The 22,857-nt window shown below is 38.6% G+C and carries 20 protein-coding genes and 1 other RNA gene; 2 read left to right on the top strand and 19 right to left on the bottom strand.

Features of this window, described 5'->3' with window-relative positions:
* Positions 1-151: 151 nt before the first annotated feature.
* Both CVV21_09285 and CVV21_09280 read left to right on the top strand, forming a co-directional pair.
* Positions 152-565: a hypothetical protein gene (locus CVV21_09285; protein PKL91395.1), complete on the top strand. Its 414-nt coding sequence runs from the start codon at positions 152-154 to the stop codon at positions 563-565.
* Positions 549-1,037, top strand: coding sequence for a hypothetical protein (locus CVV21_09280; protein PKL91394.1), 489 nt, complete (start codon positions 549-551; stop codon positions 1,035-1,037). Before CVV21_09285 ends, CVV21_09280 begins: the two co-directional genes overlap by 17 nt.
* A gap of 199 nt (positions 1,038-1,236) precedes the next feature.
* Here the strand turns inward: CVV21_09280 and CVV21_09275 are convergent, their stop codons facing one another.
* The 19 genes from CVV21_09275 to CVV21_09185 form a co-directional block, all read right to left on the bottom strand.
* On the bottom strand, positions 1,237-2,511 hold the full coding sequence (locus CVV21_09275) for a peptidase U32 (protein PKL91393.1): 1,275 nt from the start codon (positions 2,509-2,511) through the stop codon (positions 1,237-1,239).
* On the bottom strand, positions 2,492-3,094 hold the full coding sequence (locus CVV21_09270) for a recombination protein RecR (protein ID PKL91392.1): 603 nt from the start codon (positions 3,092-3,094) through the stop codon (positions 2,492-2,494). The genes CVV21_09275 and CVV21_09270 overlap by 20 nt, the downstream gene beginning before the upstream one ends.
* A 24-nt stretch (positions 3,095-3,118) precedes the next feature.
* On the bottom strand, positions 3,119-3,424 hold the full coding sequence (locus CVV21_09265) for a YbaB/EbfC family nucleoid-associated protein (protein PKL91391.1): 306 nt from the start codon (positions 3,422-3,424) through the stop codon (positions 3,119-3,121).
* Between the two features lie 2 nt (positions 3,425-3,426).
* Positions 3,427-5,079 carry a DNA polymerase III subunit gamma/tau gene (locus CVV21_09260; GenBank protein ID PKL91390.1) on the bottom strand — a complete coding sequence of 551 codons (1,653 nt, stop codon included), beginning with the start codon at positions 5,077-5,079 and terminating at the stop codon, positions 3,427-3,429.
* Between the two features lie 97 nt (positions 5,080-5,176).
* Positions 5,177-5,274: signal recognition particle sRNA small type (gene ffs / locus CVV21_09255), an RNA gene on the bottom strand.
* Between the two features lie 2 nt (positions 5,275-5,276).
* Complete coding sequence (locus tag CVV21_09250) at positions 5,277-5,984, bottom strand: hypothetical protein (protein PKL91389.1); 708 nt, start codon at positions 5,982-5,984, stop codon at positions 5,277-5,279.
* Positions 5,985-5,988: 4 nt separating this feature from the next.
* Complete coding sequence (locus CVV21_09245) at positions 5,989-6,705, bottom strand: glycosyl transferase (protein ID PKL91388.1); 717 nt, start codon at positions 6,703-6,705, stop codon at positions 5,989-5,991.
* A 147-nt stretch (positions 6,706-6,852) separates the two neighbouring features.
* Positions 6,853-7,545, bottom strand: coding sequence for a hypothetical protein (locus tag CVV21_09240; GenBank protein PKL91387.1), 693 nt, complete (start codon positions 7,543-7,545; stop codon positions 6,853-6,855).
* A gap of 8 nt (positions 7,546-7,553) precedes the next feature.
* Complete coding sequence (locus CVV21_09235; GenBank protein ID PKL91386.1) at positions 7,554-8,615, bottom strand: hypothetical protein; 1,062 nt, start codon at positions 8,613-8,615, stop codon at positions 7,554-7,556.
* A gap of 42 nt (positions 8,616-8,657) precedes the next feature.
* Positions 8,658-9,299, bottom strand: coding sequence for a beta-phosphoglucomutase family hydrolase (locus tag CVV21_09230; protein ID PKL91385.1), 642 nt, complete (start codon positions 9,297-9,299; stop codon positions 8,658-8,660).
* 25 nt (positions 9,300-9,324) lie between these two features.
* Positions 9,325-9,987 (bottom strand): hypothetical protein, encoded by a 663-nt coding sequence (locus tag CVV21_09225; GenBank protein ID PKL91384.1) that lies wholly within the window; start codon positions 9,985-9,987, stop codon positions 9,325-9,327.
* Between the two features lie 29 nt (positions 9,988-10,016).
* Positions 10,017-12,617, bottom strand: a complete 2,601-nt coding sequence (gene gyrB, locus CVV21_09220; GenBank protein PKL91383.1) for a DNA topoisomerase (ATP-hydrolyzing) subunit B — start codon at positions 12,615-12,617, stop codon at positions 10,017-10,019.
* A gap of 13 nt (positions 12,618-12,630) precedes the next feature.
* Positions 12,631-12,864: a hypothetical protein gene (locus tag CVV21_09215; GenBank protein ID PKL91382.1), complete on the bottom strand. Its 234-nt coding sequence runs from the start codon at positions 12,862-12,864 to the stop codon at positions 12,631-12,633.
* Positions 12,864-13,157 (bottom strand): hypothetical protein, encoded by a 294-nt coding sequence (locus tag CVV21_09210; GenBank protein ID PKL91381.1) that lies wholly within the window; start codon positions 13,155-13,157, stop codon positions 12,864-12,866. The genes CVV21_09215 and CVV21_09210 overlap by 1 nt, the downstream gene beginning before the upstream one ends.
* On the bottom strand, positions 13,150-14,538 hold the full coding sequence (locus tag CVV21_09205; protein PKL91380.1) for a hypothetical protein: 1,389 nt from the start codon (positions 14,536-14,538) through the stop codon (positions 13,150-13,152). Before CVV21_09205 ends, CVV21_09210 begins: the two co-directional genes overlap by 8 nt.
* A 5-nt stretch (positions 14,539-14,543) precedes the next feature.
* The gene (locus CVV21_09200) at positions 14,544-17,177 is read right to left on the bottom strand and encodes a hypothetical protein (GenBank protein ID PKL91379.1); all 2,634 of its coding nucleotides are present in this window, start codon (positions 17,175-17,177) and stop codon (positions 14,544-14,546) included.
* A 74-nt stretch (positions 17,178-17,251) separates the two neighbouring features.
* Complete coding sequence (locus tag CVV21_09195; GenBank protein ID PKL91378.1) at positions 17,252-19,711, bottom strand: DNA gyrase subunit A; 2,460 nt, start codon at positions 19,709-19,711, stop codon at positions 17,252-17,254.
* Positions 19,712-19,759: 48 nt separating this feature from the next.
* On the bottom strand, positions 19,760-20,869 hold the full coding sequence (dnaN, locus tag CVV21_09190) for a DNA polymerase III subunit beta (GenBank protein PKL91377.1): 1,110 nt from the start codon (positions 20,867-20,869) through the stop codon (positions 19,760-19,762).
* A 418-nt stretch (positions 20,870-21,287) separates the two neighbouring features.
* On the bottom strand, positions 21,288-22,703 hold the full coding sequence (locus CVV21_09185; protein ID PKL91376.1) for a chromosomal replication initiator protein DnaA: 1,416 nt from the start codon (positions 22,701-22,703) through the stop codon (positions 21,288-21,290).
* Positions 22,704-22,857: the final 154 nt, after the last annotated feature.

Below are 22,857 nucleotides of genomic sequence, written 5' to 3'. Positions count from 1 at the left end.
GCCACTTGTTTATAACCTGTAAGTTGATACTTGTAACTTGCCACTTGTTTATAACCTGTAAGTTGATACTTGTAACTTGTAACTTGTTATCTGTTACTTGATTTTTAACTTCCCCTGTGTTTTAATGTAAAAAAACATATGGGAGCTACTTATGGAGATAAAAAAAGAAGATAATGTTGATTTTATCAATCTTGTCCTTATGTTAAATCAGAATGCCCTTATTTCCCTTGGAGAAGCCGCACGTTTTGTGTCCGGCAAAAAACAGCAGAACCTTCCAATGGCACGCCAGACAATAAACATGATAAAAGCAATAGCTGATAAAACAGCGGGGAAATTAACACCCGGTGAATCGAAACTTGTTTTCAGGATTTTAGGGGAACTTCAGCAGAAATATGTAGTGGCAGCCGGGCTTATGAAACCGCCGGAAGGCACCGATTATAAAATAATTAATTCCCCAAAAGCACACCAGGAAGTTGTGGACAAAGCGCTGGATAAGCTGTCAGACGGCCAGCTGCAGTCGCTTTTGGCGGAACTTATGAAAAAGGACAATGGAGACAATAAATAGTATTTCAAAAATAGGCGTTATTTCAGATACCCATTCCACGCATCTTCCTGATAAAGTGAAAAAAATTTTCAGCGGGGTAGATTTAATTATTCACGCCGGCGACCATACCTCGCAGTCTATTATAACTGACCTTGAAAAAATAGCGCCCCTTGTATCAGTACGCGGAAACATGGACGGCGCTGAATTAAACCTTGAAGAACAAACTACTCTTATGATAAATAATAAATTCAAAATTGCAGTCTGTCACGGCGCCGGTATTCATTCCACCACACCGCAAAGAATGTATAAAAAATTTATTTCTGAAATACCTGATGTAATAATTTTTGGCCATACTCATGTGCCGATGAATAAACTGCACGCCGGTATACTATTATTTAATCCGGGAAGCCCCACAAAGGGAAATGGGGTTAATTCTGTGGGTATTATTAACGTTACAAATGACTCATTTCACACAGAAATTGTAATATTATAGTTAATAACCATTTATGTGATAAACTCTTACGTATAGCTTATAAAATGCCTTTAAAATAAGAGTAAAATAGAATTTAATAAATGTTAATAACTGTGGAAAACCTGTGGAAAAACCTGTTTTTTGCGAAATATACCCCGAAAACGCTGTAAATGTGCCACCCAGGAAGTATATAGATATATATAAAAAACTAATTTTTTTATTATAATTCTAATAGTTTTTTATTATCATCAGTATTTTTTCTTATTATACTGAAAGTATCAGCTGTTTCTTTCATTTCAAACTTAATATAGTATTCCCGTTCACCTTTTGTGTGTGTAATTTCTGTTCCATCAATTTCTTTTATGGATAATACCGCCGCTTCTATAGAACGCGCGGCAGGCGTAAATATTTCAATTTTATCACCTATTTTTATTGTGTTTTTTGCAAGAATTTTATAGGTATTATTATCCTGTACCGCGTTAATATGCCCCATATAAATACTGTCTGACATATAATCCGAAGATTTAAAACTCTGCTGTATGTCCCCTTTTTTTCCAAAATAGAATCCTGCGGTATATTCCCTGTGTGAAATGTTATTAAGCTCTGCGTCAAGCTTTGGGTCAGGCAGATAACCGCCAGGATTTTTTATAAAATTTTCTGATGCTTTATTATATACCGCAGCGGTTACCGCCGCGTAATGAAGGCTTTTCATCCTTCCTTCTATTTTAAAACTGTCTATTCCTATTTTTATGAACTCCTGAATGTGATTAATGGTTTTTAAATCTTTTGAATTAAAAATATATGTGCCTCTTTCATCTTCTTTAACCGGCATTCTTTCACCGGGCCTTTTTTCCTCTGTCAGTTCATAACTCCACCTGCAGCTTTGGGCGCACTCTCCCTGATTAGCCCCCCTGCCTGTCATGTAATCGCTTAACATACACCGCCCCGAATAGGACATGCAGATGGCGCCGTGTACAAATACTTCAAGTTCCATTTTTGGGCATTTTTCTCTTATCTCTTTTATTTCCTCAAAAGAAAGTTCGCGCGCCAGCACTATCCTTTTGGCGCCAAGATTATACCATTCATTCACTTCCATATAGTTAAGGTTATTTGACTGCACGGAAATATGAAGCGGTATGCCGGGCGCTTCTTTTTTTGCCATCGCGAATATTCCAAGGTCGGAAATAATAAGGCCGTCAGGTTTGATTGTATTTAAAAATTTAAGATGCTCTTTAATACCTTCAAGATCCCTGTTGTGCGGAAAGATATTTACGGTTATGTATATTTTTTTATTTATTGAATGGGTATATTCCACGGCTTCTTTAAGCCCTTTATCATCAAAGTTTCCGGAAAAGTTGCGCAGGCTGAAGTTTTTTCCGGCAGCATAAACAGCATCCGCGCCATAAGCAAATGCAAATTTAAGTTTTTCAATATTTCCCGCGGGGGATAGTATCTCCGGTTTTTTCATTTTAATATCAGACTTCTTTTCTTTCAAGGATTGCCTGCCCAAGTGTTATTTCATCGGCATACTTAATATCAGACCCTGTGGGCAGGCCTTTTGCAAGGCGGGTTATTTTTACGTCAGGTTTTTCGGTTTTCACCGCATCCGCTATATATAAAGATGTGGCGTCGCCTTCCACCGTGTGATTAATGGCAAGAATTATTTCGCGTACATTAGCGGCTGCAGCCCTTTTCACAAGGGATATTATTTTAAGATTTTCAGGCAGAATATTATTTAAAGGATTTATAAGGCCGTATAAGACGTGATAAACACCGGCGTGTTTTCCCGTATGTTCTATTGTGATTACATCTTCGGGCGATTCCACAACGCATATTACGCCTTTATCCCTTTTATCATCCATGCACACCGGGCAGGTATCCAGGGTGCTTATATTGCCGCATATGGCGCAGAATTTTATGTCTTTAATGCCGCCTAACGCCTCACTTAACGCGTCTGCGGCAGGCTGCCCTTTTTTTAACAGATAAATAGCCGTTCTTTCAGCCATTTTAGGGCCTATGCCGGGAAGTTTGGATATTTCATTGATAAGTTTTTCAAGTTTAAAAGGGTATGTATACACTTTTGTATTTTTCCGCCTTATGGGCTATAATCCGGGAATGTTCATTCCGCCTGTAAGTTTTTTGGTCTCTTCTTCCACCATTTCCTGGGCGCGGTTTAAAGCTTCATTAACCGCCGCCAGTACAAGGTCCTGAAGCATGTCAGCATCGCCTGATGATATAAGTTCTTTATCAATTATTATCTCTTTAATTTCCTTGCCGCCCGATGCGGTTACTTTAACAGCCCCGCCGCCGGACTGCGCTTCCACCGTCCTGGTTTTAAGTTCTTCCTGTAATTTTGCAAAACGCGCCTGCATCTGCTGCGCCTGTTTCATAAGCTGATTCATGTTCATATCTAACCTCCGTGCCTGCCGTGTTTTTTTATTTCCACGCTCTGTATTTTAAATACTTTTGAAAGGTCTTTAATGGGCTGCAGATTCATTGCCTCTTCCTGGGTTACTTCTTTCTGAATATTGACTTTTTTTCTATATTCATTTTTCTCATATACCACAAGTTTCATATCCCTTTTAAATTCTTCCTTTAAAAATTCCTTTATTTTTTCCGCGTGTTTCTTGATAAGTTCGGCAAGAAAAGGATTCTCTCCGATTATAGTAAGCGCTTCATTTTCATATGATACCACCTTGGCATTCTCTATGGATGGAATCACTTCATCGCCGTTTTCGGCGCGCCCTGCCCTTGCCACCACATTTTTCCACCGTTTTTCTATAATATCAGCCGTAAGATTTTTTACTTCCACTTCTTCTTCAATTTCATCAGCTATTAAAAGCCCTGTCCTTACCGGTGATTCTTCCTGTATTTCTGTTTCAGGTTCAGCCTCAGCAGCTTCCGCCGGAACAGCTGTCTTAATCTCTTTTTTTTCGGTTATTGCCACAGGCACATCAGGTATCTGGGCTCCGGATGATAATATCATATCAGCTACAAAAGCTTCCACTATTATGGCCGGGACATTGCTTCTGGACAGCCTTGATTCCGTATCTATCGCCTTCTGAAGCATTAATAGCACGGCCTTTTTATCTGCCAGCGCCGATAAAGAGGCCATTTCACGTATTTCATCCTCTGTGGAATCTATCCCCGCCGTATCGCCCGATGATTTCATTACAAGCAGGTTGCGCAGTGTTTCAACTATTCCCCTTGTAAAATGCTTAAGGTCATAACCGTCTGTCACCACATTTTCAACAGAAGTAAGAGCCGCTTTTAAATCATGGTTAAACACGTTTTTTATAAGCCCAAAAAGTTTATCACTTTCTATTTCTCCAAGCATTTCCGCGACCGCGGAGGCTGTAAGCTTTCCGCCTTTTGCAAAAGTGACAGCCTGATCAAATATCCGCTGACCGTCCCTTAAAGCGCCGTCGCCCGCTTTTGCAATCATTTTCATGGCTTCAGGTTCCGCGTCTATTTTTTCACGCGAAGCTATCATTTTTATGTTTTCAATTATGGTTGATATGGCCGCCCTTTTAAACCTGAAATGCTGGCAGCGCGACAGGATTGTCTGCGGAATATTTTGCGGGTCAGTGGTGGCAAAAATAAATATTACGTGCCTCGGCGGTTCTTCAAGTGTTTTTAAAAGCGCGTTAAACGCTTCTGTGGTTAACATGTGCACTTCGTCAATTATATATACCTTATAGCGGCTTCTTGCCGCTGAAAAACCAACCTGTTCCCTTAATTCACGTATTTTATCAATGCCGCGGTTGGATGCGCCGTCTATTTCTATGACATCAAGCGAACTGCCGTCCTTAATTTCCACGCAGCTTGGGCATACGCCGCAGGGGTTTACAGTTGGGCCCTCTTTGCAGTTTAAGGCTTTTGCGAATACGCGGGCAGTCGTGGTCTTACCCACACCCCTTGGGCCGGAAAACAGATATGAATGCATTACCCTTTCAGTCTCTATAGCCCTCATAATGGGCTTTATAACCTGATCCTGCCCTATGATGGAAGTAAAATCCTGAGGCCTCCATTTTCTTGTATAAACCAAGTAATTTTCAGACATTTTTTATCCTTTTAAAATTTTCTATAATTTTTATATCTTAGTTCAAACGGACAGCGCAGGAGCGCTGTTCCTACAATTACTTTTAAATTCAAGTATTAAAAAGCGGGGTTACGGCAACACCTCCGGTATCCGCTTACCGTTGCTACCTTCCGGTCCTGGCGGACTTCACGGGCCGCGAGCGCGCCGGCCCCGCCTTATTAAACTTTCTGCGCTATTGCCACTATTGACTGCCCGGCCGGCGGTTTTATTAATCTTTCGCACGGCTTTGTAAAGGACAGTATATATCTGTCAAAAAATTTTGCCTGATTGTCCGGAATACAGCTTTTTTTTAAAATTCTTCCGCTGAAATACCAGCCTATAATTCCCGCAAAATTAAGGTAAAAAATATCAAGAATTTTAAAACCATTTTTTTCAAGCAGTTCTTTAAGCTCTGTTTTATTATATCTTTTATAGTGTCCCAAAGCCTTATCCATTTCGCCGTAAATTGACTTCATTGCCGGAACCAGAATAACAAATTTTCCATTTTTTACCAGCGCGTTTTTTACATTTACAACCGCTTTTTTTTCATCTTTAATATGTTCAAGCACATTAAGCATTACAGCTGTATCATATTTGCCTTTTGCAATTTTATTACCCGGCTTTATTATATCAATTTTTGTAACTTTTACTTTTTTATTTCCTTTATATTTTTTACAGGCATACTTAAGATAACTGTCATCAATATCAGAAGCGCACACTTCCTGACTGTCTTTTAAGATAAAATCAGTAATATTGCCTATGCCGCAGCCTATTTCCAGCACCCTGCCGCTTATACCTTTTTTTATATTTTCATATATCCATGAATTATAATTCTGCAAGTTACTGATTTTATTAAGAGAATCTGTAAGGCTGTGCTTTGAATCCATTTACTTAATCCACAAACCTGTATTTGATAAGCGCCCAGATTGCTTTAAAACCATCTATGGCTTTTATTTTTTTTCCTTCATTATAACTTCTTCCATAAAAACTTATAGGCACTTCATATATTCTTGCCTGTTTTTTCAGCATTTTAGCGGTTATTTCCGGCTCTATTTCAAAACCCTTTGATTTTATCTCTAGTGACTGTATAAGTTCTGTCTTGAACATCTTATAACAGGTTTCCATGTCCGTAAGGGTGGTGTTATAAAGTATATTGGTGACAAGATTAAGTATTTTATTTGCTATAAGGTTCATGAATAAAAAAGCCCTGTGCCTTCCAAGAAACCTTGAACCATATACCACATCAACTTCTTTATGCTTAAAAGAATCAATTATCACTTTATAATCTTCAGGGTCATATTCAAGGTCTGCGTCCTGAATAATGGTATAATCGCCCTTTGCAAGGGCAAAACCCGTTTTTAAAGCCGCACCTTTGCCTTCATTTTTTTCTTTGTAAATTATTTCAATCTGCGGATATTTTAAATTTATTTTTTCAAGTATTGAATGGGTGGCATCCGTGGACTTGTCGTCAACTATTACAACCTGTTTAGTTACCCCTTCAAGCTGCACGTTCATTACCCTGTCCACAAGCTCTTCCAGGGTGCGTTCTTCATTATAAACCGGTATAATTACAGAAAGTAATATCTCTTTTACCAAATCCTGACTCATTATATTTTCCTTTTTTGGCGTATTTAACGGCGGCTGCCGTAAAAACAGCGGTTAAAACAATAAACACCGCGTGAATAAAGGTAATGTTATCATGAAAATCACGAAAAAACCATCCTAAATTCGGGACATGCGCGGCCTTATAAACGGCTATTTTTTCTTTTTATTGGCATAGAAACTTTGAGGTTTTGTCCCAAGTACATAGACTTTGACTTTTTTTCTTCCCCATCTGAAAGCTTCTTCGGTAGTATTGTAGCAAAGGTCAATTTTTTTGCCTTTAATGGCGCCGCCGGTATCACCGCACCATGCGAATCCGTACCCATCCACATAAATAAGAGAGCGTAATGAAATTACTTTAGGGTCTACCGCTGCTATTCCGTACCTGGTACGCCATCCAAGGGCTGTTATTCCCGCCCATTTCAAACCGTTGGATTCAGGCGACGGGTCATATGCAGTGGCTTCCACATCGTGAACATAATGCACATACGTGGTCTGCGGAACAGTTATGGGATGATTATTTTTTGAAATACCCTGTATCATAAAACCATTTTTTGGTTTCTTTATTATTCCTGTTTTGAATATTGCTTTTGAATAAATAGTTTTATCGCCAAGGTTCAGATTTTTACTGACTGAATGGCTGTAGCCTTTGCGGCCTTCTTCAAGCCATATTGTCCAGCCGCTTTTAATGAAATTACTTTTTCTTACCTTTACGTCAAAAGGGATATATTCTTTTGTTACACCCGCGCTTACACCCATATTCATGGCTGCAACAGACACAACTGCCCACGCGATAAATAAACAAACTGTTATAATTTTAACCGCTGAAATTTTTATATTTTTCATATTGGAAATTATATCAGCATTTTTCTTGTTTTTACAGAATAAACATTGTGAAAACCCGCTTTTCCTTTTACTTCCACGGGCGGAAGCGAATCCACTTCCACGATTTTTTCCACCTGTCTGTAGACTTCTTCGGAAATTATCACCTGCCCGTTAAGCGCGGTGCCGCATATCCTGCTTGCAAAATTTACCGTATCCCCTATAACAGTATATTCAAGCCTTTCTTCCGACCCCATGTTTCCTGTTATTATTTCACCCCTTGCAAGCCCTATCCCAAGCCCTATATTTAGGGTGGGGTCTTTTTCTTTCCATTCTTTTAATTTCATTGCAAACTGCACCTGTATATCAAGCGCTGACAATATGGCTTTATCGCCGTCAAGATAATCTATATACTTTGGCGCTTCTTCAAACACGGCCATTACCGCATCCCCGATAAACTTATTCACCCTTCCCCTGTTTTTCTGTATCGCTTTTGTGGCAATGGTAAAATATTCATTCAGCATCATTACAACTTTTTCAGGCTCAGAATTCTCCGTAAACGATGTAAATCCCCTGATATCGGAAAAAAATATTGTGGCAGTTTTTTTCTTTCCGCCCACGTAATGCTCATTAATCCCGCGGTTTTCTATTTCATCTTTCAATGAAGGGTCAAGATATTTTCCAAGCGAAGATTTAAATTTGTCCTTATCCTGCTTAACACTGATAAAAGAGCATATAAATAAATCAAATATTTTAAGTATATTGGCGTATGAACCTGCATATCCGCCTTTTGTTTTCATCTGAAACCCGGCAGGCAGAATTTCCTTGCTTCTCATCTGAGTTACCATGTGTTTCAATATTGTTGAGGCCAGCGCGGAAAGGTTCATCATAACAAAAAAATAAATAAGGATACCCAGATAAAACGCGCCTAAAATTACGGAGGCCAGAATATCTTCCCATGGCGATACTGAAAATTTCTTTGATAGTGTGTCTGACAGCAGTTTAAACAGGGGATCATAACCAAAAGCTATAAGCATTCCGATTAACCCGCTGAAGAACATCATTCTTTTTATAGGGGCTTTATTTTTTCTCATAATTATCTCCTGCCTTTTCTCCCCTTAAAATACGCGCCTTTATTAAAATAACTCCTTTATTTTATTTACGTTTATCTGTTTCATATTTTTTACGTTAAGGCATGTTTTTTTAAGCTCGTGCTCCCTTGTTACGCCTATGCTTATCATTCCTGCCGCGTTAGCGGCGTCAATACCTATCTGGGCATCTTCAAAAACAGCACATTCAGCCGGTTTTACTTTAAGCTTTTTTGCAGCCCTTAAAAAAATATCCGGGTGCGGCTTTCCTTTTATTGCAAGCGCCCCTTCCGCGTCTATGTCAAAATATTTAAAGATACCTTCTTTTTCAAGAATCGGCCTGGCATTTTTACTTGAACTTGCCATTGCCACTTTTATTCCTTCTTTTTTAAGTTGAATTATAAGGTTTACGGTGCTTTTAAAAATTTTTACCCCGTTTTTTTTAAGATATATTTCAAAGAATTTCTGTTTTTCCGCGCATATGCGTTCCACTTCTTTATCATCAGCCATAGGCAGAAGCGCTTTTACCCCTTTTGCCCGCGGCATACCGTCTATCTTATTTTTAAAATCCGCAAATGTAAATTTCATATTATAATCCCTCTTTAGAACCGTTTCCCAGGATTTGTGATGAAGAGGCGCTGTGTCAATTATAACCCCGTCCACATCAAAAATTACCGCTTTTAATTCCATTAATTCACCCTGTCTTTTTAAATTTTTACAGACACAATTCTTTCATTTTTTTAATATCTTTAATGTATATCCTTCTTTGTATTACGGAAATAATTGACTCTTTTTCCATTAATTTTAAGGTTCTTGTTGTGGTTTCTCTTGTAAGCCCGGCTAAATCGCCTATTTCCTGATGAGTAAATTTTACCTTTCCTTCAACATCCTTAAAATCCATCAATACACAGGCTATTCTGCTTTTGGCATTTCCAAGAGCCAGAATTTTAATATCGCGGTCAGCTTTTGAAAGCCTTTCCGACAGGCTTTTAATTATCTGAAGCGATATTGAAGGCTCTTTTGAAATAACTTCTTCAAAATTTATCCTGGAAATACTGAGTGTTTTTGTATCTTCAAAAGCTTCAACGGTGGCAGACCGCGCTTCTTTTGTAAGCAGGGCCATTTCACCGAAAGCATCTTTTCTTTTTAAAATGGCAAGGGTCTTTGTTTTGCCGTCCTTTGAATATTTTACCACCCTGACCACGCCTGAAATTATTATGTGAAGCGAATCTCCCGCTTCACCTTCGCTGAAAATCGTCTCTCCCGAGGAAAATACATTTTCTTTCATATGCTTAAGAATTATTAAAAGCCCGCTGTCTTTTACGCCGGAAAATATATAACTTTCTTTCAGACAAAGAATAAGTTCCTTTTTTGTCATTTTTATCTCCGGCTATATTTTACATTCCTTTAAATATCAAGGTTCTTTACTTCAAGCGCGTGGGTTTCAATAAATTCCCTTCTTGGCGCCACTTCATCACCCATTAAAATTGTAAAAAGCTCGTCCGCTTTGGCCACATTTTCCATCGTAACCTGTTTTAAAGTCCTTGTCTTTGGATCCATGGTGGTTTCCCAAAGCTGTTCAGGGTTCATTTCTCCAAGACCTTTATACCTTTGTATGTGAAGGCCTTTTTTTGCCCTTGCCTTTATATAATCCGCAAGTTCCCCGATGTTAAAGAGAAGCGTTTCTTCAGAATCATCCACCGCTTTAAATATAGGCAGAACGTTTTCCTTTTTCGAGTCCTTTTCTTTTGATACAGATTCCATTTCTTCTTCAAACAGGCCTTCTGCGTCAAGCCCGTGATGTTCAAGTTTTTTCATAATCTCGTCAATTGTCCTTAGTTCCGCCCTGTCGCGCAGGTCTATCATATACGAAGTTTCCTTGTTCTTTTTGATTATTTCCACAATGTCATCAAAAGTTATCTTTGAACCCACTTTTGGCAGCAGGTCTTTAATCAGCTCCACCGCTTCTTTTTCATTATCAGCATATTCTGTCTTCCCTTTATGGCCGATTTCAAACATGGGTATTTTTTTCCATTTTTCTCGCGATAAAAGAAAACTCTGCAGGCTGCATCCGGTTTTCTTTAAACGGGGTATCATATGTTCTAAATCTATGACATACCCAAGAATTTCTTTAAGGTCAGCTTCTTTTATTTCCTTATCTTTTCCTTTCCTGCTTAACAATACAAGTTTAAGCTCTTTTGTACCTTCTGTTGAAAGAAATTCATTCATTTCTTTATCATCTTTAAGATAACGCTCTGACTTGCCTTTTTTTATTTTATAAAGCGGCGGCTGGGCTATATATACATAACCCGATTCTAAAAGCGGCATTGCCTGCCTGAACAGAAAAGTCAGAATAAGGGTGGAAATATGCGCGCCGTCAACGTCGGCATCGGTCATTATTATAAGCTTGTGATAGCGGGCTTTTGTGACGTCAAAATTATCCTTTCCTATCCCCGCGCCTATTGCGGTTATCATTGTCCTTATTTCATCATTTGAAAGCACCTTATCAATACGCGCTTTTTCCACGTTAAGAATTTTACCTTTAAGGGGAAGTATTGCCTGTGTCCTTCTGTCCCTTGCCATTTTTGCTGAACCGCCGGCGGAATCTCCCTCTACCAGGTACAGTTCACACAATGCAGGCTCTGATTCGGAACAGTCCGCAAGTTTTCCCGGAAGCCCCGCGGAATCCAGAGTGCTTTTTCTTCTGGCAAGGTCGCGCGCTTTTCTTGCGGCTTCGCGCGCTTCTGCGGCTGAAACGGCCTTTCCTATTATTTTTTTTGCTTCCCCCGGATTTTCTTCAAAATAAGACACAAGTTTTTCATATACAAGCGAGTTTACAATTCCTTCAACATCTGAATTTCCCAGTTTTGCCTTTGTCTGCCCTTCAAACTGAGGGTCCTGTACCTTAACGCTTACTACGGCATACAGCCCTTCACGGACATCGTCTCCCTGAATGGTAAAATTATCTTTTTTTATAAGGTTATTTTTTCTGGCATGCGTGGACGCAGCCCTTGTAAGCGCAGTTTTAAAACCGGAAAGGTGTGTCCCGCCTTCTGTGGTCCTGATATTATTTACAAAGGAAAAGATATTTTCCGAATATCCTTCGTTATACTGCAGCGCCACTTCTATTATGGTATTATCTTTTTCGCCTTCAACATAAATGGGTTTTTTATTAATAACTTCCTTATTCTTGTTCATGTGCTTTACAAATTCTGATATACCGCCTTCAAATTTAAAAACTTCCTCTTTTGGTTCATCGGCGCGTTCATCCATTATGGTAATTGTGATACCTTTGTTTAAAAACGCAAGTTCCCTTAACCTTGTGGCAAGTATTTCATAACTGTACACAAGCGTGTCAAATATTTTCGCGTCGGGTTTAAAAACCACTTTTGTTCCTGTTTTTTTGGCTGTGCCTATCTGTTTTACGGGAGCCTGAGGAACGCCCCGCGCGTAGCTTTGCGTATAAACTTTACCGTCCCTTCTGACTTCAACTTCAAGCCATTCAGACAGCGCGTTTACGCAGGAAACACCCACCCCGTGAAGGCCGCCGGAAACTTTGTATGAATTATGGTCAAATTTACCTCCCGCGTGAAGCACAGTTAAAACAACTTCAAGGGCGGATTTTTTCATCTGTTTATGAATTTCAACAGGTATACCCCTGCCGTTATCCGTGACAGTGATACTGTTATCCACATGGATAAGTACATTAATGCTGTCGCAGTAGCCCGCCATAGCTTCATCTATGGAATTATCCACAACTTCATATACCAAATGGTGAAGCCCGGCTGCTGATGTGCTTCCTATATACATGGCAGGCCTTTTTCTTACAGCTTCAAGCCCCTCTAAAACGGTTATTTTATCAGCTGTATAGTCGCCGGCTGAAGCATCCTGTTTATTCACATCTTTTGGTTTATCAGCCTGTGTTTCTTTTTCAGCTTTGATATTTTTATCCGGTTTTATTTCCTCTTTTTTTGCGGATTTTTTATCTTTTTTATCATTCTTTGCCATTTAATTCCTCCGTTTATTCCGTTATTCTTTTTATAAGGCTTCCCGCATTTATACGGGAAAAATATAACAGTACTTTTCCTTTTTTATCTATCAGCGCCAGGCTTTTCTGTTTTTCCGATTCATTCCTGATTTTTCTTTCTTCTTTCATTTTTTCCAAAAAATCTGAATTTAAACTTATTGATGAAAAAATTCCAATTACTTCATGTTCTCCAAAAAAAACTCCCTGTCCTATGTGAAGCGTTTTCATCACCCTTTTATCCTTATTACCACTTCTTTAATAATATTGCTGCCCGCAGCCAGGTTTGCTTTTTCCATTATTTCCCTGCGGATATATCCAAATTCTGACTTTACCGTGCTGTTATCCGCGTACACAAAAAGTTTGCCTTCATTATATTTAAAAGGCTCTGTCTTTGAACAAAGTTTCTGGCCTGCTATCCTGCTCCAGTTATCGTGAATCTTTTCAATTATCATTTCCTGCGAAATACCAGTCTTCTTCATCAGCCTTTCGACTATGTTTTTTATCTCTTCCATTTTATTCACTTAAAAACAGCGGGACATCAAAAACCACCCCGCCTGTAATATTAAGAAAAGGGTATGAAATATTCTTTCCGTTTGGGGTTAAAGTATAGTTATAACCCGCATCAGCCCTTATTGAAAACATTTTAAGAAAAATATATTCCACACCTGCCGCGGCTTCAACTGTGTAATCTATGTCATTATCTTTAAAAGAATCACCGGTATCAAATAAATACATGGTGCTTACAAGCGCTACCCCGTTGCCAAGCCTTAAGTAAGGCATAAGAAACAGGTCTTTTCTGTAACCCATATACCAGTAAACATTTACCAGCAAATCTGTCATATCAAGTTTATATTTATAAAATTCCTTCTCATTTTCAAGCGACATTGTCCTTCCTGCCACTCCAATCCTGAAAACACCGTTAATGCTTAACTGAAATTCAGCGTTTAACCCAAGGCCGAATTTCGTTTCTTCCTTCAAATAATCCGGGGACAGGGGCATAAACCCGCTTGCGCCCGCGCCTATCGTAACCTTTGGCATTTCCTCATCCGGCCGTTTTAAAGAAAGATAGTATTTTACCAGCGCTTGAAACTGTGAAGGCGGCATCCACGCCGCGAATTTCTGCTGCGCGAAAGGCTTAAAATTAATTTCTCCCACTTTTGGGTTATTTCTTTTGTCATACAAAAACTTCTGTATTTTATTATCTTCCGTATAATCCCAGAAATTATTTTTACATTCCGCGTTAAGCACCGAATAATTTGTGACATTTACACTGCTTGAAGAAAAATTATTTTTTTCAATAAGCATCTTTGTATCATCAAACCGCTGAAGATAAACAGCAAACCTGTTCTTGCTGAAAGTATTTCCGGTTATTGTAAAACTCATCTTCTGGCCTTCTGCATAAACGCCGTACGTATTATTAAAAAAATAACTGTCTTTGATAACAGCCTTGGCAAAATGGAAAAGCGTAATGCCTGTGGCATTTAAAATATAGTTATTTGAAAAAATCAGGCTTCCGCCTTCAACTTTAATTGTGCCTCTTATAAAGACCGTGAATTCCATGATACTTTTATACTTGCCTTCATAAACCAGCCCTTCATAAAAAGTCTCACCATCAAACGGCAGCAGCCTTACGGGGTTTTCCGGCAGGCCTTTGCAGTTAAACACCCCCTGAACCGTAATTTTTCCTTCTTTTTTAAATTTTATTACGGTGCCAGGCTGAACGTTTATTATTGTTTTCTTTCCTATGGTGACATTATCGCTTATAATATATGGAGAATTTTTAACGCTCCACGTTTCACTTTTTTCAAGTGTACCGTTTACATTAGTTTCTGCATAGGCGGCTGTAAAGATCCCTGACAGCAGTAAAACTGCCGCAGCGGCGATTTTTTTCAAAAACACCACCCCTTTTATATGATATCTGTACCTTTGTCATCTTCAAGGTCCGGAAGCGGAGGTAATTCGCCTGTAAAAGGCGCAGGCGGCTCTTTTTCAAGAAGTTTTTCTGGTATTTTTACTTCTTTGCCGGGAAGTTCCGGCACAGGGCCGGCCGGTTTATCCATATCAAGAATATCATTTACTTTTATAACTTCCGGCTGCGTTTCCGGAGATTTTGATGTGTCCCAGCCTGCCATTGAATTTGTCTGAATTTTAAAAGAAGCCTGCGGTTTTTCCGCGGGTTTTTCCTTTGGCTGTTCCTGACCGCCAAACATAGAGGCAAAAGAATTCACTATTTTTGGCTTCTGTGGTTCGGCTGCGGGTTTTATTTCCGGAAGCTCCGCAAGTTCAGGAAGCGGCTCTATTTTTTCAGCTGGCTGTGGTTTCATGTCAGCCATCACAGTTTTAATTTCTGCTGCAGATTTTACGGGTTCTGATTTAAAAGCAGGAACAGTATCCGGCTTTAATCCGCCTTTTTTATCAAATGGCATTGAGATTATAAAGGCCTTTCCTTTTCCTATTTCTGATTCTATCCAGATATCTCCGCCCATCTTTTTAATGACGGCTTTTATTATAGGGAATCTTAAGCCTGAATTTATAAATTCCGGCCCGGCCTGTGATTCAGGGCCGTGGAAATTTGAAAACAGGGATTCTGCCTTTGACTTTGGCATACTCATTCCATAATCCATTATCACTATTTTAACAGTACTTCCTTCCTGTTTTGTTTCCACAGAAACCGCACCGCCCCTTGGCGATACTTTAATGGACTGTGTTAATAATTGTGACAGCACAGCGGAAAGCCTTGCGGAATCGCCTGAAGCCGCGTTTAGCGTCTGCATAAACTTGGTTTTTATTTCCACCTTTTTTACGTCAGCCTGCGGCTGCACAGAGAAAATTATGTCCTGAATTATGGTATTAACATCCACAGGATTCTGGTTTAATTTTATTTCGCCTTTTTCAAGCCTTGCAAGTTCGGATAAATCGTTTATAAGCCTTTCCAGCCTTGCCGACTTGTTTATAACCACGCCCAAAAACTGCTGCTGAGCGTCTGTTATTTTGCCTTCTCCCCCAAGGACGGAAGAGATATAAGTCTTAATTACCGACAGCACTCCTTTTAATTCCGTGTTCATCATTAAAACCGCGTCAGTACGCATGTCTTCCTTATCAGAAACAACAGGCGCGTCTTTTATTTTCTTTGCTTCTTCCTTAAGCTGTATTTTTTCCCTTTCAAGCGAGTCAATTTTTAACTTTGCTTCATCTGCCGCCGCTTTTAATCTGTCTTCAAGTTCTTTTTTTACCCTGGCAGTTTCCGCTTTTAACTTTGACGCTTCATCTTCAAAATTAATCTTGCCGTTTTCCGCTATTTTTAAAGCGTCACGCAGTTCAGATATTTCCATATCAGCCCTTGACGCTTCCTTTGAAAGTTCTTCTTCCAGTTCTTTTGACATCTGCGAAAGCTTTGCCGCTTTGTCTTCTGACGCGTTTATCCTTCCCTTTAATATTACAAGAGAATCCGACATTTTTTTATAAGGCCCGCTTTTAAGTTTTGGAAGCATTGATTCAAAACTTTCTTCGTCAATATGGGTCATGGCTTTTGTTATCTTTGACACCGGCGCAAAAGGAGCACCGCTTGCGCCTATAATTATCAGCAACCCCGCCAGAAGCCCCAGCCCAAGTATACCGTAAACAGGAAGTATGTATTTTGTGTCATAAATTGAGTGGCTATATTTTTTAACACTATCTGTCTGCAGCGATTTATAATCTATATAAGGTGTAAATACGCATGAAATCATTCCGGTTTCCCTGTTCTTTTTATATGCCAGAAGCCCTCTTTCATTTACATATACCGCTTCTTTAATATTTTCATCTTCCACATTATCAGTTAAAATTATTTTTAAATCTTTGGATTCCTGAATATTTTCCGCGTTTTCTTTTGATTTATCAGTGCTTAACAGCACGGTGCCAGCCATATTAATTATAAAATTACGGCCCCTTGCAGACTGAGTTTCTTTGCGTATTTTATCGGCTATTGCTTCTATATTTTCTTTTACATATAAAACGGAAGCAAGGTTGTCTTTTACATCAACAATGGGAATATAATATTCAGCAGTGCCTTCACTGAATTTTATATCGCTTATTATTTTTTTAGAAGCCTTTGCCTGTATAAATTTTGCGTTCTGGGCAAATTTTCCCGAACTTGAAGATTCGGCGCCGGCAAGCACATTGCCATTGGGATATAGTAATGCTGTAACGCCGGAAAGACCTGATACTTTTTTCTGATAAGCCGATATTATTCTTGATTTTACTTTAGAATTGCTGTAACTGGAATTACGAATAACATAATCCGATGTGACTCCTGAATATCTATTCTGAATTTTCTGTTCTGAAAGCATTACAGTCCCATTATGAACAACATTAAGTTTTTCTTTCATCTGTTCGCTTATTATATTTATTTCTTTCTGTTTATCCGCCCAAGCAATCTTGGAATTCAGGTCATTTAACTGCGCCACCCTTGCCATATCATAAAGATAAAATATCGCAGCAGGCACGCCAAACAGAAAAACAGCCGCAAGCAGCATGTTTCTGATAAGAGATCCCTTATTCATTTACTTCCTCCTTAAAAATGTATTACAAAAAAAATATCTATGGCGGAATAATTTTATCAATTAACCCGCCTTTGTTATTCCTGTGATTCTTCCTCTTCTTCAGCAACCCTTGCCACAGCGCTTACTTTTTCCGCGTCTTTAAGTTTAATTAACCTTACGCCCTGCGTGTTTCTGCCTATGGTCTTAATATCTTTAATTTTTGTCCTTATAAGGGTGCCTTTATTCGTAATTATCATAAGCTCATTGGCGTCTTCCACAAGTTTTATGGAAACTACTTCGCCTGTTTTATCGGTCACCTTTATGCTTATAAGCCCTTTTCCGCCGCGGCTTTGTTCCCTGTATTCTGAAATTTTTGTGCGCTTGCCGAATCCTTTTTCAGTCACGGTTAAAAGGGTGGAATCTTTTTTATCAATGGCAAGAATTGTCATGCTTACCACTTTATCTTTTTTATTCAGGTTAATTCCGCGGACACCCATTCCTGTGCGGCCTATCTCCCTGAACTGTTTTACCTTTGTGCGTATCGCCATGCCGTCCATTGTGGCGATAAAAATTTCATCTTTTTCTGACGCTATTTTGGTATCAATCAGCTTGTCATCATCATTAAGCCCTATTGCTATGATGCCGCCGCTTCTTGGATTTCCAAACAGCGATAAGTTTGACCTTTTAATAAGCCCGGATTCCGTGGACATTATCAGATATTTATCTTCATCAAATGATTTGACAGAGACATAAGCCGCCACAGTTTCATTTTCTTCAAGCTTAATAAGGTTGACAATCGCTTTGCCCCTGGTCTGCCTTGCGCCTTCGGGTATTTCATATACCTTAAGCCAGTGGCAGCGCCCTTTGGAGGTAAAGAACATTAAAAATTCGTGCGTGTTGGAAACAAAAAGATCTTCTATGAAATCCTCTTCTTTTGTTTCCATGGCTATTATGCCGCGGCCGCCGCGTTTTTGCGCTTTGTAAGCGGACACGGGAGTCCTTTTAATAAAGCCGCGGTGGGTTATGGTGACAACCATATCCTCTTCCTGAATAAGGTCTTCCATTGTCATCTCTTTTTCTTTGGCAATTATCTGTGTCCTTCTGTCGTCCGAATATTTTTTGCGGACTTCAAGAAGTTCTTCTTTCATCAAATCAAGAATTTTCTTATCGCTGGCAAGGATTGATTTTAAATGTTCTATAAGTTTTAAAAGTTCTTTATATTCATTTTCCAGTTTTTCAACTTCAAGGTTGGTAAGCTGCTGCAGCCTCATGTCCAGAATTGCCTGTGCCTGCATAACAGAAAGATTAAAAGCCGCTATAAGCTTGCCCTTTGCTTCTTCTGTGCTGGAAGAACCCCTGATTATCTTTATAACCCTGTCAAGATACTTTAACGCTATTTTTAACCCTTCCAGAATATGGGCGCGCTTTTCTGCCTTATCAAGTTCAAATTTCAACCTTCTTATTATTACCTGTTTTCTGAATATAATGAAATTTTCAAGGAATTCTTTTATGTTAAGAACCCGCGGCCTGCCGTCTACAATTGCAAGCATTATTACGCCAAACGTGGTCCTCATCTGCGTGTGTTTATAAAGCTGATTTAATATTATTTCAGGATTATCATTTTTGGAAATTTCTATTACGGCCCTTGTGCCGTCTTTGTCCGATTCGTCCCTTAAATCCGTAATACCTTCAATTTTTTTGTCTTTTACAAGGTTGGCTATGTTTTCAAGCAGATTGGCTTTGTTAACCATATAAGGCAGTTCTGTTATTATTATCTGTTTTTTGCCTTTTTTGCTTTCTTCAATTTTTATCTTTGACTGCATTACAATAGAGCCCCTGCCCGTATTGTATGCCGATTTTATTCCTTCCTTGCCTATTATGAAAGCACCTGTCGGAAAATCAGGGCCTTTTATTACGCCCATAATTTCTTCTATCTTTGTATTTTTATTTTCTATGACCATTACCGTTGCATCAATAACTTCAGCAAGATTATGCGGCGGAATATTGGTAGCCATACCTACGGCAATACCGGAAGAACCGTTTACTAAAAGGTGCGGGAAAGATACCGGCAGTACTGTGGGTTCTTTTGTGGATTCATCATAGTTGGGTACAAAATCAACTGTGTTTTTATCAAGGTCTTTTAAAAGTTCTTCCGCGAATTTACTTAAGCGCGCTTCTGTATAACGCATAGCGGCGGGCGGGTCACCGTCCACCGAACCAAAGTTACCCTGTCCGTCCACAAGGGGCATTCTGAATACAAATGGCTGCGCCATCCTTACCATGGTATCGTAAATAGAGGAGTCTCCGTGAGGATGGTAATTACCCATTACTTCTCCGACTATCTTCGCGGATTTTCTATAAGATTTATTATTATAAAGCCCCATATCGTGCATTCCATACAGGACCCTTCTGTGAACCGGTTTTAAACCGTCACGTATGTCAGGAAGAGCCCTTCCCACGATAACGCTCATTGAATAATCAAGATACGATGTTTTTATTTCATCTTCTATAGCGGCCTGAATTACTCTTCCGCCCGGTTTTATCTCTTCTTCCATTATGGTAGTCTCCTTGTTGTTTCTATACTATATTCTTTTACATTCCGATTACTTTCTTATGGGCATTATCACATAAGTAAGATTTTCTTTGCCTTCGGCCTTCATTACTCCCGGATTCATGGAGCTGATAAGTTTTATTTCAATATTTTCCGATTCATTGGCTTTTAAAAAATCCATTATATAGACAGCATTGTAAGAAACTTCTATAGGCTCGCCGTCATAAGTAATGTCAATTTCTTCAAACGCTTCGCCTTCATCCGCGGTGGAAACATTAATGTATAGTTTGTTATTTTCAAATTTAAAAAGCACTATCTTGGATTTATCGCTTGAAATAACAGCAGCCCTTCTGATGGATGATGCAAGTTCTTCTTTTTTAATAAGCGCTTTCATATTGAAATCTTTGGGAATTACCTGCGAGTAATTGGGATAATTTTCATCAATTACCCTGGACACAATTTCCATATTGGGAAAAATAAATTCAATAACCTTTTCATAAAAATTCAAAGTAATTTCTGTTTCATCTGACGGGTTTAAAACCCTGGATACTTCGTTAATAGTTTTCAGCGGAATTATATAATCCAGTTTGCCTTTTACAGGTGATTTTGTTTCGGCTTTATAATAAGCAAGCCTGTGCGCGTCTGTTGCCACAGCTTCTATTTTATTGCCTTCAAATTTTATAAATACCCCGTTTAAATTTCTCTTTGATGTATCTTTTAAAGCGGCGTACTGGATATTATCAAGTATTTCTTTTAACAGAGCCTGTGAAATATTAACACTTTCAAGTTTCTTTTCATCAAGCTGCAGCGCGGGAAAATCTTCAGCAGGCAATCCCGGCATTTTATACGCGGCTTTTTTACATTTTAAACTTATATTATCATTTTTATCTGATTCTATTGTAATATCCGCGCCATCTTCAAATTCTTTAATAAGGGTTATTATCTTTCTTGGAATAGTGGTTTTTCCCTCTTCTTTAATATTTTCCACCTTACATTTAATTTTAGCGCTTATATCCATATCTGTAGCAGTAAGATTTAAATAATCCCCGTCAGCTTCAAAAAGGATATTGGAAAGAAGGGGTAATGTGGAACCGGAAGCTATAAAGTATTGTGCAACCTGCAGCGAGTTTAAAATTTCTTCTTTATTAGTCTTAATTTTCATATTTCCTCCTGAATAAAATATTTTTTAAAGTTTTCAACATTGTAAAAACGCAGCAATAACAATTATTTAAATATGTATAACCTTTGTTGTAGTTGTTGTAGTGTTAATATGACTAATAACCTTAAAAATATTATATTTTAAAAAGCTTTATAAGTTTTGTTAATGTTAATTGTTATAACATTTTAATACATAACCCGGTATTTATCCACAAAAAAATGACCCTATTTTTATTAACATTTTAATGAACATGTTGTTACGATAGTTGTTAACACAGTATCTATTGCTAAATATATAATAAAGAAAGAATGCTTAAAAACACAGAAGGTTAGATGCTTTGAGGCTTTGAGGCTTGGTAAGCAAATAAAGGATGAAAAATATCAAGCTTCTGTGTGATGACGGGGTAACAAAGTACAATACTTTACTTTTTCACTCTCATTACTATTTCATTTATTGTGTTTTTAAATTTATCGTCTGATTTTACAAGTTTATCCACTTTATTTATTGCGTGCATTACCGTTGTATGGTCTTTGCCGCCAAAGTACTGCCCTATCTGAACAAGCGAATAATCCGTAAGGTTGCGGGTGATATACATTGCAACCTGGCGTGATTTTGCTATGTTTTCATGTCTTTTTTTGGATAAAAGGTCCTGTACTTTTATTCCAAAATAATCCGACACTATCTGCTGTATCATATCAATGCCTATTTTTTTTGCCTGGTCAAATTTTGGATTTCTTATCTTAATGGCTTTTTTGGCAAGTTCAATATCAAGTTCTTCGGGATTTTCTGCAAGTATAAGCAGATTTTTAAGGGTGCTTTCAAGCTCCCTTATATTATTATCAATGTGTTCCGCAATATACCCGATAACGTTATCAGGTACTTCTTTGTTGGATTCCATAGCTTTCTGTTTTAAAATGGCGACCCTTGTTTCAAAATCCGGCGCAAGTATATCCGCTATTATTCCGGAAGAGAATCTTGATTTAAGGCGGTCTTCAAGTTTCAAATCTCCCGGAGGGGAATCTGATGTGGCCACTATCTGTTTGTTGTGATTGTAAAGTTCATTGAAAGTATGGAAGAATTCTTCAATTGTGGCGTCGCCGCGTAAAAACTGAATGTCGTCCACTAAAAGCAGGTCAGTGCTTCTGTAGCGGTTTTTAAATTCATCCATCTTATTTTCACGGATTCCCTGGGTGACTTCAAAAAGGAACTTTTCAGCCGTGATTATCATTATTTTTTTTGAAGGGTCCTGTTCATAAATGTATGTGCCGATAGCGTGCAGAAGATGGGTTTTTCCAAGCCCTACGCCCCCGTAGATGAATAAAGGGTTATATGCCTGCCCCGGTGCCTCTGCCACTGCTTTACAGGCTGCGTGGGCAAACCTGTTGCTTTGGCCCACTATGAAGTTATCAAAACGGAAACGTGAGTTTAATGAAGGTATAAAAGGGTGCTGTGGGTCAAGCGGCAGCAATATCTGCTGTTCTTTAATGACAATTTTGGATGAGTGGTCTTTTTTGGGTTCTTCTGTCTTTGAAACTTCAAGTTTAAGGTCAGATACTTTTTTGAATACCTTTTCAATTGATTCCATAAGCTCGTTTTTGTACTTGGCAAGGGTTTTCTGATGAAGGGAATCAGGTATGGTGATAACAACACAGTCTTTTTCTGTGTTAAAAGACGCTGTGGCCTTTTCAAGCCATAAGTTCAGGCCGCTATTTTCTTCTTTAAGGGAATCAATAATAACTTCCCAATTAAATTCTTTGTTTTTCAAGCTAAAATACCCCTTGTTTTTGCACAACTTATCCACAAGTTGACGTATAGTTATCCACAATATTAATACCATATAAATAAGACGTTTTATAACTTATTAAGATTTTCCACAAAACTTATCAACAAAGCAATAATATCACATTATGGAATACAAATATACACAAATAATAGTAGTTTTAAATGACAGCGTATTATAGGAAGATGCGGTTAAAATGTCAAGCGCTAAT

The sequence above is a fragment of the Candidatus Goldiibacteriota bacterium HGW-Goldbacteria-1 genome, from assembly GCA_002839855.1.
GTDB lineage: Bacteria > Oederibacteriota > PGYV01 > PGYV01 > PGYV01 > PGYV01.
This window is presented reverse-complemented; position numbering and strand designations above follow the sequence as displayed.

What these genes read in the sequence shown, in the direction of transcription:
- gyrB (PKL91383.1), bottom strand. Translation starts at nt 12,617, where the DNA reads ATGGCAAAGAATGATAAAAAAGATAAAAAATCCGCAAAAAAAGAGGAA.
- CVV21_09230 (PKL91385.1), bottom strand. Translation starts at nt 9,299, where the DNA reads ATGGAATTAAAAGCGGTAATTTTTGATGTGGACGGGGTTATAATTGAC.
- CVV21_09235 (PKL91386.1), bottom strand. Translation starts at nt 8,615, where the DNA reads ATGAGAAAAAATAAAGCCCCTATAAAAAGAATGATGTTCTTCAGCGGG.
- CVV21_09215 (PKL91382.1), bottom strand. Translation starts at nt 12,864, where the DNA reads ATGAAAACGCTTCACATAGGACAGGGAGTTTTTTTTGGAGAACATGAA.
- CVV21_09185 (PKL91376.1), bottom strand. Translation starts at nt 22,703, where the DNA reads ATGGTATTAATATTGTGGATAACTATACGTCAACTTGTGGATAAGTTG.
- CVV21_09285 (PKL91395.1), top strand. Translation starts at nt 152, where the DNA reads ATGGAGATAAAAAAAGAAGATAATGTTGATTTTATCAATCTTGTCCTT.
- CVV21_09260 (PKL91390.1), bottom strand. Translation starts at nt 5,079, where the DNA reads ATGTCTGAAAATTACTTGGTTTATACAAGAAAATGGAGGCCTCAGGAT.
- CVV21_09245 (PKL91388.1), bottom strand. Translation starts at nt 6,705, where the DNA reads ATGAGTCAGGATTTGGTAAAAGAGATATTACTTTCTGTAATTATACCG.
- CVV21_09265 (PKL91391.1), bottom strand. Translation starts at nt 3,424, where the DNA reads ATGAACATGAATCAGCTTATGAAACAGGCGCAGCAGATGCAGGCGCGT.
- CVV21_09240 (PKL91387.1), bottom strand. Translation starts at nt 7,545, where the DNA reads ATGAAAAATATAAAAATTTCAGCGGTTAAAATTATAACAGTTTGTTTA.
- dnaN (PKL91377.1), bottom strand. Translation starts at nt 20,869, where the DNA reads ATGAAAATTAAGACTAATAAAGAAGAAATTTTAAACTCGCTGCAGGTT.
- CVV21_09280 (PKL91394.1), top strand. Translation starts at nt 549, where the DNA reads ATGGAGACAATAAATAGTATTTCAAAAATAGGCGTTATTTCAGATACC.
- CVV21_09250 (PKL91389.1), bottom strand. Translation starts at nt 5,984, where the DNA reads ATGGATTCAAAGCACAGCCTTACAGATTCTCTTAATAAAATCAGTAAC.
- CVV21_09225 (PKL91384.1), bottom strand. Translation starts at nt 9,987, where the DNA reads ATGACAAAAAAGGAACTTATTCTTTGTCTGAAAGAAAGTTATATATTT.
- CVV21_09200 (PKL91379.1), bottom strand. Translation starts at nt 17,177, where the DNA reads ATGAATAAGGGATCTCTTATCAGAAACATGCTGCTTGCGGCTGTTTTT.
- CVV21_09195 (PKL91378.1), bottom strand. Translation starts at nt 19,711, where the DNA reads ATGGAAGAAGAGATAAAACCGGGCGGAAGAGTAATTCAGGCCGCTATA.